Raw genomic sequence first — 12,698 nt, 5'->3', positions numbered from 1 at the left:
AGCAGATGCTGGTCATCGACGGGATGAAGGAGATCGTCCGAAAAAAATGACGACCCCGTCGGAACGACGCGACACGGTCCAGGTGCTGGTCCGTCGGGGACTCTCGCAGCGCAAGGCCCTTGGTTACCTGGGCCTGAGTCGCCGCATCGCCAGCTACGCGCCGCGCCAGGCTGCCAAGGATCAGGCGGTGGCCGAGCGGCTGCTGGCCGCGTCGCCGAAGGTGCCGCGGTTCGGGTATCGCCGCATGGCGGCCTGGTTGGACCTGGGCGAGGCCCGGGTGCGGCGCCTGTGGCGCCAGCTGGGTTTGAACATTCCCCGCCGACGACCGCGTCGCCGTCGTTCCGGCAACGACATCCGCCTGCCAGGTGCGGTTCGCCCGAATGCGGTCTGGAGTTACGACTTCGTCCACGACCAGATGGTCGACGGGCGCGCCTTGAAGATGCTGTGCGTGATCGACGAATACACCCGCGAATGCCTGGCCATCGAGGTCGGGGCCAGCCTGCGGGCGCAGGACGTGATCCTGACCCTGTCGCGGCTGATGCGGCTTTACGGCAAGCCGGCCTTTGTCCGCTCGGACAACGGCGCCGAGTTCACCGCGACCAAGGTCATGCGCTGGCTGCGCGACGCGGCGATCGGTCCGGCCTTCATCGCGCCAGGCAGCCCCTGGCAGAACGGCTTCGTCGAAAGCTTCAACGGCAAGCTGCGGGACGAGCTGCTGAACCGGGAATGGTTCCGCAGCCGCGCAGAGGCGAAGGTGCTGATCGAACGCTGGCGGCAGTTCTACAACGAGCAGCGGCCGCACAGCGCCCATGGCTACAAACCCCCGGCGACCGTTCGCCGGAACTGGTCAGAACCCGATACCATCCACCCCGGACTCACTGGCTGATTGGCTACAAGTTCCATACTCAGGTCACGCTGACCCCGACAATGAAGAATTCGCGGAACCGCATCGGTGACAGATGGGCCTGCCCGGGAAAGCGAAACGCTTCGAGGGCGGCTTGCGGGATGCCCTTAAGTGGGCGCGGGTGACTGTCCCTATCCCCCATGGTGCGCCCCGTGTGCATAGCCCCGGAGCCAGTCCGGGTCGTGTTCGGCGCTCAGGGGACTACCTCCCCAGGCGCCTGCGCTGGCCTTAGCTAGTTGGTCGATCTCAGGCAGGCTCGGGTAGTGGCGGAGGAGGCGGTGGGCCTCGCGGCGCACCTGCTCCGGTAGGGCGTCATTCCTCCGGAGTTCTTTCAGGAAGGCGCCCGCTTGCACAAGGGTGCGCCGTCGCTCATCAGGGGTGGTCATGCGTTGTTCTCCAAGTTCGGTCGGGCGTCAGTGGTGGCCATGAAGCATTCGGAGCAAGGCTTCTCGGACGTCGCCCTTTCGGCCAAGCGCGATCCAGAAGAGGGCTGAGTAGTCGCCGATCCGGGCATCCGTCAGTACTTGCCGGGCCTGAGACGGCTCCATGCCGACGTCCTTGATCAGGTCCCGCAATCCGACCTCGGGGCTGTGGAGCAGGATGCTCCATATCTCTTCGGCGCGAGCCGACTCCAGTGCCTCTGATTCGGCAATCAGCTGGCGTATCCGGGTCAAGTCATCCATGAGCTGCTACTCATTGTCGGCTGCGACCAGAAGCTCAGAGCCCAAGCTCGGCCAGCACCCGCCGGGCCGTCGGGATGTTCCGGAACAGCATCGGGCGGGGGTTGAGCCACGGGTCGCGCTGGATGATCCAGGGGCTGGTCACCGGGTCGCGGCCCACCAGGCGCCAGCCCCCCAGAACCCGAAGGGCGATGGCCCAGCGCATGCGGCGCCGGTCATCGGGGACGCGGACGAGGCGGACGCCCCGGACAAGGCCGAAGGTGCTGGCGAAGCGGGCGCAGGATCGGTGGACGATCTTCATGGTCAGGGTCCTCACGGTGGGTGGACCTCCAACCTAGAAGGGGATGTCGCAGTCGAAAGTTGCGCGCGATTCCGCCGGTTCCCTGCGGGTCATCTCGCAGCTCATCTGGTCAAAGGACCGGACGACCGTTCCGATGGCCAGCGGGTATTTAGCCTCGCGGGGCGCACGGGGGCCACCGAGCAGCTCCCGCATCAGCGCCCCGAGGCGCGGGTCCTGCCGGGTCAGGTAGATCAGGTCGAACTCGAGCCGGCTCAGGCCGTGCGCCTCGTGGTCGCGGGGATCGACCGGGTCGAAGGCGATCGGGTCGTAGCACCAGATCTTTCCGTAGTCGTGCAGCAGGGCGAATACGATCCCCAGCTCGCGCTCCTCCAGGGACAGCTTCTCGACAGAGGCCACCATCGTGGCGATCTCCAGCGAGTGCAGGGCCAGACCGCCGGGAAACCCATGGTGGTTCCCGCGCGACGCCGGACTGTTCCAGTAGCCGTGCAGCGCGTCCTGCTGCAGCAGCGCCCGGGTCATGAAGTAGCGCAGGGGCGCGATCTGCAGGCTGTCGATCAGCCGGGTCGTCTGGCGCAGCACCCCGGGCAAGGGGCACAGCTGCTCCGGCAGCAACTGCGACAGCGGCGGGTCGACGTTCTCGCGCAGGCCGAGCAGGAGGTAGTCCTCCTGGCGCTTGCCCACCTCCATGGCGGTCACCGTGCCCCAGTGCAGGGCGGCCGGCGGTGTGGTGTCGAGCGAGAGCCAGGTCCACGCCTCGCACCAGCCGTCCTCGTGGTAGAGACGGCAGCGCAGGCCGTGGTCGGGGTCGTGGCCGGGCAGCACCTCCACGACGGCGGGGAAGGAATGCGTGGCGGGAGCAGCAACGTTGGGGTTGAGCATGGGTATTCCTCCTTGAATGTCAGGACGCCTTCTTGGCGAGGGTGAGCAGCGTCGCGAGCTGCTCGGGGGACAGGGACTGCAGGGCGGCCAGGGCCGCGGCGTGGTCGGGCGGGGCGGCGTCGGCGGGCGAGGGCGGGGCCTTGGGCGGCGGCGCGTCGGGCTTGGGCCCGAGCTTGCTGTGCACGAGGCCGGCGAACGCCTGGCCGTCCTGCCGGGTCAGGTTCGGCACGAAGCGCGAATAGACCTTGAAGAGCATGGCCGTGGTGGAGTGGCCCATGATCTGGGCGATCCACTCCGGGCTCTCGCCCGAGGCCAGCATCAGCGTCGCCGCGGTGTGGCGGGTCTGGTAAGGGCGGCGCGGGGCCAGGTCGAGGTAGCGCAGCAGCGGGTACCAGACCCGGTTGCTGAAGTTGTGTGCATCCATCGGCCCGCCGTCGGCCGTGGGGAACACCCACGGGCAGGACGGGTCACGCACCTTCAGGCGGTTCTCGATCGCCTGCCGGACCATGGGCAGCATGGCGATATCGCGGATGGACTGGTCGGTCTTGACCCCGTCCTCCTCCTGCCCGTTCACCACGGTCTCCCGGACCAGGATGAGGTTCCGCTCGAGGTCGATGTGCTTCCACTTGAGCCCGTTGACCTCGCCGGTCCGCAGGCCGGTGAAGAACCGCACGGTCAGGTAGTCCCGGTAGTCCGGGCGAACGGTGTCGAGGATCTTCTGGACCTCTTCGAGGGTGAAGGGCTCGACGTCGGTGCGCTTCTGCTTGAGCGGCTTGATGCCCCGGAAGGCCGGGGTGAACTCGAAGCGGTCGGCGGCCTCGTTCAGGATCTGCCGCAGGAAGCACATGATCTTGTTGATCCGGGCCGCGCCCAGCGTCCCGCCCTTGCGGCCGGGCATCCTGGCCAGCTCCGCCCGGAAGCCCATGACGTCCGCTTTGGTGATGGTGTGCAGCAGGCGGGTGCCGAACGTGGGCAGCAGGTTCTTGTCGAGCACGTCCCGGACGCCCTGCCGGTGCAGGCGGCGCCACTGCGGGGACATCTCGAGGAACCAGAGCTCCGCGAAGTCGGCGAAGGTCGGGGTCTGGCGCTCGGCGGGGTTGGCCAGCATCGGCGGCGGGGTGGGTGCCGCATCGGTCATCGGCTCAGGCTTGGCCGGACCGCCGTTGGCGAAGACCTCGACCTTGGGGCTGTTCGGGAAGAACGCTCCGTAGTCGAAGGTCCCGCGCTCGATCTCCTTCTGAATCCGGTTGGCCAGGGCCTGCAGGCGCTTGCGGTGCTCGGGAGTGTCCTTGAGCGCCGTGAGCTCCCGGCACCGGACGCCCTGGTAACGGAAGTCTAGGAACAGCAGTTCGCTGTCCTTGCGGGCGCGAATGTTAACCATGGGCCACGCCGCCATTGGCCATGGGGATGCCCATCACCGGATTGGCCGACGCCTGCCCGATGTCCCGCTGGATGGCCTCCCAAATGAAGAGCAGCTTCCGCCCACCGAAGGGCCGGATGTAGTGCACTCCCTCCAAGAGGACCGAGTCCTTCAGTCGCGTCCGGATGGTCCGAGGGTCGTAATGGATGCGTTCGGAGAGCTGTTCGGTGGTAAGGTACGTGTGACTCATGTTCTGCACTCCTTGCTTCGTATGAGGACCAAGTGAATCGTTTGTGATTCACGGTCTATTTGTATCACACACGAATCAGAGTGCAAGTTAGGCGAATCATTCGCATTATTTATGATTCATAATTGGTTCAGGGTCATGATCAGGTTCAAGCTCCGCGAGCGAATCGCCGACAAAGAGTTCAAAGAGGGTCGCCGCATCACTCTGATCGAGGTTGCGGAGGTGACTGGTATTGGCCGGATCACGCTGTCTCGGATGCTGAATCGTGGTGCGGTGGTCCGCACTGACACGCTGGACAAGCTCTGCGAGTACTTCGGGTGTCGGATAGATGAACTCGTGGAATTCATTCCTGGAGGTAGCGAGACCTAGCGCCCACAGGGTGTATCGCCGGAACAGCGAGTGTGGGTCGAGACTGGCAGGGCAGTGCTTGGATCGCGGCTAGGTGATGACCTAAGCACAGCGCAGCTTTGGGTCGATGTGGGTAAGTCTGAAATCGGTGTGCGTGCTTTGGTCAATTTCAATCAGGCGATTGAAAATATGGGCACGAGACGGGCACGGCGTGGGCACGGGATGGGCACGGTGCCCACGATTCGGTGCTGGGGTCGCTGGGGACAAGGCACAAAAAAACCCGCCAGAATGCGGGTTTAGTGATGGTGGCTATGGGTGGACTCGAACCACCGACCCCAGCATTATGAGTGCTGTGCTCTAACCGGCTGAGCTACATAGCCACGGGGCGCTATCCGTTGCGGATAGGGCCGCGTATTGTCCGGGCCGGGCCTCGTCGTGTCAATCCGGGCCCGCCGGGCCGCGGCCGCAGCGCCGCCCGCCGCGCTTGTGGCGCCTTCCGGCCCTGTGGCAGTCTGGCCCCAGTAGATTCTTGGAGTACCGTCCCGTGGTCGATCCGGACGGCTATCGCCCGAACGTGGGCATCGTGCTCATGCACGACGACGGGCGCCTGTTCTGGGCCCGGCGCGTCAACCGTGATGGGTGGCAGTTCCCCCAGGGCGGCATGAACACCGACGAGACGCCGCTCGAGGCCATGTACCGCGAGCTGCAGGAGGAAGTCGGCCTGGGCCCGCAGCACGTCGAGGTGCTGGGCTCCACGCCCGGCTGGCTGCGCTACCGGCTGCCCCAGCGCTGCATCCGCCGCGGCAACCGGCCGGTGTGCATCGGCCAGAAACAGGTGTGGTTCCTGCTGCGGCTCACCGGCCGCGAGGACGACGTGCGCCTGGACCTTACCGAGAAGCCCGAGTTTGACTCCTGGCGCTGGGTGGATTTCTGGTATCCGGCCCAGCACGTGGTCAGCTTCAAGCGCGAGGTGTATGCCCGGGCGCTGGAGCACCTGGCGCCGCATGCCCGTGCCGTGGCGGGGGAGGGGGCGGTGCCGGCCTCGACTTTGCCGGGGCCGAGGGTGGTCCAGGCCGGGGCTCGGGGGCGTCGGGGGTGAGGGGCCTCCCTGAAGAGCTAAAGATTCGCGCCTGAAGGCGCTCCTACAGGGGGCGGGCGGGGGGCGTGTAAAGGCAGTTGACAATGATTCGCATTCGGGGTGAAATGGGAACCGTTCCCAACCAGGACGGCTGTCATGTACGTCTGCCTCTGCCACGGTGTCACCGATAGCGATATCCGCCGCGCGGCCGAGGCCGGGTGCGGGTCGTTGGCCGAGCTGACGATGCGGACGGGGCTGGGTAGCGGCTGCGGGACGTGTGGGGAGATGGCGTCCGAGATCCTGGCTGAGGCCAGTGCGCCCAAGCCTTTCCCGCTGCCTGTGTTTGCGGTGGCGGCGTAAGGATTCGCGCCTGAAGGCGCTCCTACAGGGGGCGGTTCGGCAGGGGCGCGATACAAGAAAGAGAACGAAAGCGATTCCTGTTACGGCATGGGCCGTCGCGGGGCGTTAGGCTGTGGGTTCACCCACGGAAGCGGAGGCCAGCCCATGAAAGGCGACGCCAAGGTCATCGAGCACCTCAACAAGGCGCTCTACAACGAACTCATCGCCATCAACCAGTATTTCCTGCACGCCCGCATGTTCAACAACTGGGGCCTGAAGGAGCTGGGCGAGCACGAGTACAAGGAATCGATCGACGAGATGAAGCATGCCGACATGCTCATCGAGCGCATCCTGTTCCTCGACGGCCTGCCGAACCTGCAGAACCTCGGCAAGCTGCGCATCGGCCAGACCCCCAAGGAATGCCTGGAGTGCGACCTGCAGCTCGAGCACCAGGCGGTGCCCGACCTGCGCGCCGGCATCGTGCACTGCGAGCAGGTGGGCGACTACGTCTCGCGCAAGATCCTGCTCGACATCCTCGAGTCCGAGGAGGAGCACATCGACTGGCTGGAGACGCAGCTGTCGCTGTACGAGCGCGTCGGCGAGCAGAACTACCTGCAGTCCAAGATGGGGTCCTGACCCCTATCGCAGCAGGGCTTGCAGGGCCTGCTGTGCGCGCCGGAACTCGCTTTCCAGTACCGCCACGGCTACGGCCGGGCGGGGCAGCACGCCCTGGCGGGCACCGAGTTCGATGCGCTTGGCGGCGGCCGACAGCGCCATCGCGCCGAGGTTGGCGCTGGCCGACTTGAGCGTGTGCGCCGGCGTCACCATCGCGCCCATGTCGCTGGCCGAGGCCGCGTTCTCGAGGGCGTTGACGTGCTTGGGCGCGTCTTCCAGGAACAGCCTCACCAGGGTGAGGTAATCGCTGCCCATCACCGCCTTGAGCTCGTCCACCACGTCGTAGGAGAGCACCGGCGGCGGCGCCGGCAGGCCGTCGGGGCGCAGTTCGGCCGACATCGGTTCGGGCGCGGCCGGGCGGGGCGCGGCCGGGCGCACCGCAGCGGCCGGCGCCGGTACCGGGGCCGGCGGGCGAACCGCGGCGGCCGGAGCCGGCGCCGGCGCGACGCCCGGACGCGGCGGGAAGGGCGAAGCCGGGCGCGGAATCGACGGCGCCGCGGGGCGCACGGGGGCTGCAGCCGCAGGCGCCGGCGCGGCGGTGTTCGGCGAGACGTAGGGCTGCGGCGCGAACGGCTGCGGCTCGGGCGCGCGCTGGGCCGGCGGGGGCGCAGCCGGTGCCACCGCAGGCGCGCCCGGCGCAGTCGCCGTCACCGGCCGGTGCTGCAGCCAGCGCGCCAGCGTGGCTTCGAGCAGGCGGCGGTCCACCGGCTTGCTCAGGTAGTCGTCCATGCCGGCGTCCAGGCACTTCTGGCGGTCGCCGGCCATGGCGTTGGCGGTCATGGCGATCACCGGCAGCCGCGGCAGGTTGTTGGCCAGCTCGTGCTGGCGCCACTCGCGGGTGGCGGTGTAGCCGTCCTTCACCGGCATCTGGCAGTCCATCAGCACCACGTCCAGGTTGCCCTGGTGCATGCGGTCGAGCGCCTTGTCGCCGTTCTCGGCGGTTTCGCAGCTCAGGCCCAGCAGGCCCACCAGGCGCTGGGCCACCATCAGGTTCACCGGGTTGTCTTCCACCAGCAGCACGCGGCCGCGCAGGCGGCCCTTCTGCGGCTCGTCGGCGGTGCTGCCGTCGGGGGCCACCAGCACGCGCTCGGGCAGCGGCTCGGGCTCGCTCGATTCGAACGCAGGCGCGATCGGGCCGGCGGCCAGGAAGCCGGTCAGCGCGTTGCGCAGTTCGCTGCCGCCGATGGCGCGCGGCAGCAGCACGTGCGGGCCCTGGGCCAGCTCCGCGGGGACGGCTTCCTCGCCGTGCAGGTAGGCCATGCGCAAATCCTCCAGTTCCGGGGTACGGCGCACATTGCGGTGCAGGGCGATGGCGGTGCTGCGCACGCTGCTCAGGTCCACCAGCAGCAGGTCGAAGCTCCAGTTGGCGCCGCGCTGCAGGGCGGTGCGCAGCTTGGTCAGCGCGTCCTGGGTCGTCTCGGTCTGGGTGAGGTTGGCGCCCCAGCCCGGCGCGGCCTGGCCGATGCGCTGGCGCAGCGCGGCGTCGGTGCTCAGCAGCAGCACGCGCGCGCCGTTGAGGTCGGTGCGCTGGCCCTGGATGTCGCCGGCCGCCTTGAGCAGCGGCACTTCGAACCAGAAGGTGCTGCCGCGGCCCGGCTCGGACTCCACGCCGATGCTGCCGCCCATCAGGTCGACGATGCGCTTGCAGATCACCAGGCCCAGGCCGGTGCCGCCGTAAAGGCGCGTGGTGCTGGCGTCGGCCTGGCTGAAGGCGCGGAACAGGCGCGCGTCCTTGGCGATGCCGATGCCGGTGTCGGCCACCTCGAAGCGCAGTTCGTGCTGGCTGCGGCTCTCGCCGCGGCGGCTGACCGACAGCGTCACCGAGCCGCGCTCGGTGAACTTCACCGCGTTGCTCAGCAGGTTGGTCAGCACCTGGCGCAGGCGCACCGGGTCGCCGCGCACGGCCAGGCGCACGGCCGGGTCCACCTGCAGGTGCAGGCGCAGGCCCTTGGATTCGGCCGGCTTCTCCATCAGGCGGATGACGGAGTCGAGCAGCTCGCGCAGGTTGAAGCTGGTGGTCTCGAGCGTGACCTTGTTCGCCTCGAGCTTGGAGTAGTCGAGGATGTCGTCGACGATGCGCTGCATCTGCCGCGCCGAGGTGTAGGCGGTGCGCACGATGTCCTGCTGGTCGGGCTGCAGGCGGCTGCTCATCAGCAGGTCGAGCATGGGGATGATGCCGTTGAGCGGCGTGCGGATCTCGTGGCTCATCGTGGCCAGGAATTCGCCCTTGGCCATCATCGCCGACTCGGCCGCCTGCTTGGCCTCGGTCAGTTCGCGCTCGAGGCGGCGGTGCAGCGCCAGCTCTTCCTGCAGCGCGTTCACCTCGCGGGTCTGTTCGCCGCTGGCCTGGGTGGCCTGCTCGAGCGCGCGGTTGCGCAGGTGGTAGGCGCGCCAGAAACCGGCGGCGCCGGAGAAGGCCAGCAGGGCCGCGGCCAGGGCCAGGGTCTGCCAGAGCCAGTTGTCGCTGAAGTGGCCGATGGCGGCCGAGATCGCCGCGCCGGCCGCGCCGGCCAGCGCCACCCAGCGGACGATCAGGGCATCGTTGGGGTTGGGCGCCATCTCAGAGCACCGCCTGCTGGAAGTCGAAGTCGATGTCGCGGTTGGCCTGCTGCACCAGGTTGCCCTGGATGAAGTCGATGCCGCTCATCCACAGCGTGGCCGCGGCCTGCGCGTCCTCGACGCCGTGGCCGATCACCTCCAGGCCGCGGCGGTGGGCGCGGTCGATGAGCACCTTGAGTTCGTCGCGCATCGGCGGCGAAAGCGCGGTGGAGGTGTACTTGCGCGCCAGCTTGACGAAACCCAGCGGCAGCTCGTCGAACAGGCGGTCGGTGTCGGGGCTGGCCTCGAACTGGCTCAGGCAGAACTGCATGCCGTCGGCCACCATCGCGTCGCAGAACGGGCGGATGGTGCCGGCGTGGATGCCGGCGTCCTCCATGCGCAGCTCGATCACCAGCGAGGTGCCGGGCACGTCGTGCGCGGCCAGCTCGGCCTTGAGCCAGGTGGCTTGCGTGGGCTCGGCCAGGGTCAGCGCCGACTGGGTGACGAACAGGCGCAGCGGCTTGCCCTCGGCGCGGCGGTCGCGAAGGATCGCCAGCGAGGCCTGCACCACCCAGCGGTCGATGTCGACGATGAAGTCGCCGCGCTCGGCCAGCGGCACCACTTCGGCCGCCGGCAGCAGCTTGCCGTGCGCGTCGCGCAGGCGCAGCAGCACCTGGAACTGCGACTCGTCGCCGCCGGCCACGGCCACCACCGGCTGGAACAGCAGCTCGAGGCTGTTGCGGGCGATGGCCTCGCGGATCTCGTTCACCAGCGCGGCCTCGCGCGCCGCCTCGGTGGGCTGGGCCGGCTGGTAGCGCTTGACGCCCTTGTCGGTGGTGCGCGCCTCGCGCGCCATGCGCTCGGCCACGTCCAGCATCTCGGCGTCGTCGGTGAAGCGGTGGCGCAGCGCGCACACGCCCACCGAGGCGCGCAGGCGCAGCGGCCGGCCCTGCACGTTGAACGGGTGTTGCACCAGCGTCGCGCGCAGCTGCGCCGCCACGGCCTCGAGCCCGGCCTCGTCGGCGGCGGCGTCGAACACCACGAAGCTGCCATCGCCGAAGCGCGTGGCCGGGCGCTGGCCGGCCTGTTCGCCCACCAGCTTGCCGACCACGCCCAGCAACTGCTCGAGCACGGTCAGGCCCAGGCGGTCGCGCAGCAGGTTCACGCTCTCCACTTCCAGGAACAGCACGCCGCCGCGGCTTTGCTCGTTGGCCGCGGCCAGCGCCGAGGCCAGCTCTTCGCGCAGCTCGCTGCGGTGCAGCAGGCCGGTTTCCGGGTGGCGGCCGCCGCCGCGCTTCTGCTGCTGGCGGGCCTGCAGGGCGCGGTGGCGGCTGACGCGATTCTGCACCGCGGCGATCAGGTGCTTGGGCCGCACCGGCTTGGAGATGAAGTCGTCGCCGCCGGCCTGGAGCGCGTCGAACTGGCGGTCGGTGTCGGCTTCGCCCGAGAGGAAGACGATGGGCGTGTGCAGGAAGGCGTCCTGGTCGCGGATCAGCACGGTCAGCTCGATGCCGTTGGCATGCGGCATGTGCAGGTCCATCAGGATCAGGTCGGGATTGACGCGGTGCAGGGCCTCGAGCACGTCCAGCGGGTCGAGCACCACTTCGGTCTGCATGCCGGCGTTGCGCAGGATGCCTTCGGCGAACAGCGCCTGGTTGCGGTCGTCCTCGACGATGAGCACGCGGTAGGGGTCGCCGCCGCCGGGGCTGAGCAGCAGCGCCAGGCGCCGCAGCACTTCGCTGGCGTTGGGCTCCACCAGCAGCAGGTCGACGCCGGCGCGCTGGGCGTTCAGGCGCAGGGTGATGTCGTCGGCGGCGCTCAGCGCCACCAGCTGCACCGGCTGGCTGCTGCGCTCGCGCGCGGCGCGCACGGTGGCGCCCAGGGCGTCGAGCTGGTTGCTGAAGCCGGCGTCCACCAGCACCAGGCGCGCGGGCAGGGCGCCGAGCAGCTCGTCCACTTCCTCCGGCGTTTCCAGCAGCTCGACTTCGTACCCGGCGGCCTCCATGCGCTGGTCGAGCTCGAGCGACAGCGGGCCGTGTTCGGTCAGGTGGTAGACGCGCGTGCCCTTGATGACTTCGGGCGTGGCGTCGGCGGCTGCCGGCGCGGGCTGGGGCGGCGCGGCGCTGGCCGGGCGCGGTGCGCTGGCGGCGGGCGCCGGCACCGGGGCCGGTGTCGCGGGCTTCGGCGCCGGCGGTGCGGGCTTGGGCTTGGCCGGTTCCGCGGCCGGTGCGGGCGGCGGCGGCTCGGCCACCGCGGTGGCGGTGGCGGTGGGCGCATCCTGGCCCCAGCGGCGCCAGTAGTTGGCCGGCGGGGTTTCGACGCGGCCGCTCTGGCGCACGGCGCGCACCGGCGCCAGGTCGGGCGTGGGTTCGGCCAGCTGCGGCACGGCCTGGCCGATGTCCTCGAGCAGGTGCCACAGCCGCTGGCCGGTTTCCGGTTCCGGCAGGGTCTGCTGCTGCAGGGTTTCGTCGAGCAGCGCATGCAGGCGCTCGAAGTGGCCGGCGGCCTCGTCCAGCCCGTGCCGGCGGCAGGCGCCGCCCAGGTGCAGGGCGTCTTCGTGCAGCAGGGCCAGGCCGTTGATGTCCCAGCCGTCCTGCAGGAAGCGGTGCAGGCGGCGGCCGATCTTCTCCACCTGGCGCGGCAGGTGGCGAAGGAAAGCAGGTCGATGTTCGGCGAGTCGGAGCTCGTCGTGCGGATTCATCTGGTGGCCCCTGTTTGGCCTTCGATTATGCCCCCGGTGCGGCGCCACACCCAGCGGGCCAGCCAGAACACGAGCAGTGCACCCGTCCCGAGCACGCCCAGCAAAAGCGCCAGCGCCACCCAGGGATAAACGAACACCAGCCCGAGGGCGGCCAGCGCCACGGTGTCCTCGCTCGCCGAGGCCGCCCAGTTCGACAGCGGCTCGGGCGAGGCGTTGATCAGCGCCCGCGTGCCGGCCTTGAGGGCATGCGTGCCCAGCGCCGCGCCGCCGCCGGCCACCAGCCAGCCGGTCGAGAGCTGGCCGTCGTCCGACAGCGCGGCCGCGGCCAGGAAGGCGCCCGCCGGCACCCGCGCCAGGGTCTGCAGCAGGTCCCAGCCCGAATCGACGCCCGGGATCTTGTCGGCGCTGAACTCCACCACCGCCAGCGCGCCGGCGGTGCCCAGCACCCAGGGCGAGGTGGTGACGGCCAGGGCCTGGGGCAGCTCCACCCAGCCCATCAGTCCGGCGATGCCCACGCCGAAAACCGTGAGGTAGGCGCGCACGCCCGCCAGGCAGGCCAGCGCCAGGCCCAGGGCGAAGATGTGTGCATCGGACATGGGCAAGCTCCGGGAACGTGACGCAGTTCACAGTATAGTGGGGCCGCGCCTT

13 protein-coding genes, 1 tRNA gene and 1 pseudogene are annotated in these 12,698 nt (G+C 69.3%); 5 read left to right on the top strand and 10 right to left on the bottom strand.

Going from position 1 to position 12,698, the window contains the following annotated elements; genetic code table 11:
* Positions 1-886 (top strand): annotated as a pseudogene (locus ABS41_RS05305) (IS3 family transposase); the annotation flags it as partial.
* A gap of 149 nt (positions 887-1,035) precedes the next feature.
* Here the strand turns inward: ABS41_RS05305 and ABS41_RS05300 are convergent.
* The 6 genes from ABS41_RS05300 to ABS41_RS05275 are packed head-to-tail and all read right to left on the bottom strand — an operon-like array spanning position 1,036 to position 4,374.
* Positions 1,036-1,290 carry a BPSL0761 family protein gene (locus ABS41_RS05300; RefSeq protein ID WP_290591623.1) on the bottom strand — a complete coding sequence of 85 codons (255 nt, stop codon included), beginning with the start codon at positions 1,288-1,290 and terminating at the stop codon, positions 1,036-1,038.
* Positions 1,291-1,317: 27 nt separating this feature from the next.
* Positions 1,318-1,587, bottom strand: a complete 270-nt coding sequence (locus tag ABS41_RS05295) for a hypothetical protein (protein WP_290591621.1) — start codon at positions 1,585-1,587, stop codon at positions 1,318-1,320.
* Between the two features lie 34 nt (positions 1,588-1,621).
* The gene (locus tag ABS41_RS05290; RefSeq protein WP_290591619.1) at positions 1,622-1,885 is read right to left on the bottom strand and encodes a hypothetical protein; all 264 of its coding nucleotides are present in this window, start codon (positions 1,883-1,885) and stop codon (positions 1,622-1,624) included.
* Between the two features lie 33 nt (positions 1,886-1,918).
* Entirely contained in the window at positions 1,919-2,764 is an 846-nt protein-coding gene (locus ABS41_RS05285; RefSeq protein WP_290591616.1) for a hypothetical protein, read from the bottom strand.
* Positions 2,765-2,783: 19 nt separating this feature from the next.
* Positions 2,784-4,145 carry a DUF3596 domain-containing protein gene (locus ABS41_RS05280; protein ID WP_290591614.1) on the bottom strand — a complete coding sequence of 454 codons (1,362 nt, stop codon included), beginning with the start codon at positions 4,143-4,145 and terminating at the stop codon, positions 2,784-2,786.
* The gene (locus tag ABS41_RS05275; RefSeq protein WP_290591612.1) at positions 4,138-4,374 is read right to left on the bottom strand and encodes a hypothetical protein; all 237 of its coding nucleotides are present in this window, start codon (positions 4,372-4,374) and stop codon (positions 4,138-4,140) included. Before ABS41_RS05275 ends, ABS41_RS05280 begins: the two co-directional genes overlap by 8 nt.
* Positions 4,375-4,509: 135 nt before the next feature.
* Between ABS41_RS05275 and ABS41_RS05270 the strand changes: the two genes are divergently transcribed.
* Positions 4,510-4,740 carry a helix-turn-helix transcriptional regulator gene (locus ABS41_RS05270; RefSeq protein ID WP_290591610.1) on the top strand — a complete coding sequence of 77 codons (231 nt, stop codon included), beginning with the start codon at positions 4,510-4,512 and terminating at the stop codon, positions 4,738-4,740.
* A gap of 282 nt (positions 4,741-5,022) precedes the next feature.
* Here ABS41_RS05270 and ABS41_RS05265 read toward each other — a convergent pair.
* Positions 5,023-5,099, bottom strand: a tRNA-Met gene (locus tag ABS41_RS05265).
* Positions 5,100-5,263: 164 nt separating this feature from the next.
* On the opposite strand from ABS41_RS05265, the gene ABS41_RS05260 reads away from it, so the two are divergent.
* The 3 genes from ABS41_RS05260 (at position 5,264) to bfr (ending at position 6,772) form a co-directional block, all read left to right on the top strand.
* Positions 5,264-5,818: an RNA pyrophosphohydrolase gene (locus ABS41_RS05260; protein WP_290591631.1), complete on the top strand. Its 555-nt coding sequence runs from the start codon at positions 5,264-5,266 to the stop codon at positions 5,816-5,818.
* Between the two features lie 135 nt (positions 5,819-5,953).
* The gene (locus ABS41_RS05255) at positions 5,954-6,157 is read left to right on the top strand and encodes a bacterioferritin-associated ferredoxin (RefSeq protein ID WP_290591608.1); all 204 of its coding nucleotides are present in this window, start codon (positions 5,954-5,956) and stop codon (positions 6,155-6,157) included.
* A 144-nt stretch (positions 6,158-6,301) separates the two neighbouring features.
* Complete coding sequence (gene bfr, locus ABS41_RS05250) at positions 6,302-6,772, top strand: bacterioferritin (protein ID WP_290591606.1); 471 nt, start codon at positions 6,302-6,304, stop codon at positions 6,770-6,772.
* A 3-nt stretch (positions 6,773-6,775) separates the two neighbouring features.
* On the opposite strand, the gene ABS41_RS05245 is transcribed toward bfr, so the two are convergent.
* From ABS41_RS05245 to ABS41_RS05235, 3 genes are read right to left on the bottom strand one after another with little or no spacing between them, the layout of a single operon-like run.
* The gene (locus ABS41_RS05245; RefSeq protein ID WP_290591604.1) at positions 6,776-9,370 is read right to left on the bottom strand and encodes a hybrid sensor histidine kinase/response regulator; all 2,595 of its coding nucleotides are present in this window, start codon (positions 9,368-9,370) and stop codon (positions 6,776-6,778) included.
* A gap of 1 nt (position 9,371) precedes the next feature.
* Entirely contained in the window at positions 9,372-12,050 is a 2,679-nt protein-coding gene (locus ABS41_RS05240) for an EAL domain-containing protein (protein ID WP_290591602.1), read from the bottom strand.
* Positions 12,047-12,646 carry a DUF4126 domain-containing protein gene (locus ABS41_RS05235; RefSeq protein ID WP_290591600.1) on the bottom strand — a complete coding sequence of 200 codons (600 nt, stop codon included), beginning with the start codon at positions 12,644-12,646 and terminating at the stop codon, positions 12,047-12,049. Before ABS41_RS05235 ends, ABS41_RS05240 begins: the two co-directional genes overlap by 4 nt.
* Positions 12,647-12,698 lie beyond the last annotated feature (52 nt).

The sequence above is a fragment of the Arenimonas sp. SCN 70-307 genome (assembly GCF_001724815.1).
In the GTDB taxonomy this organism is placed as follows: Bacteria; Pseudomonadota; Gammaproteobacteria; order Xanthomonadales; family Xanthomonadaceae; genus Arenimonas.
The sequence above is the reverse complement of the archived record's forward strand: the minus strand, read 5'-3'. Positions and strand labels throughout refer to the sequence as shown.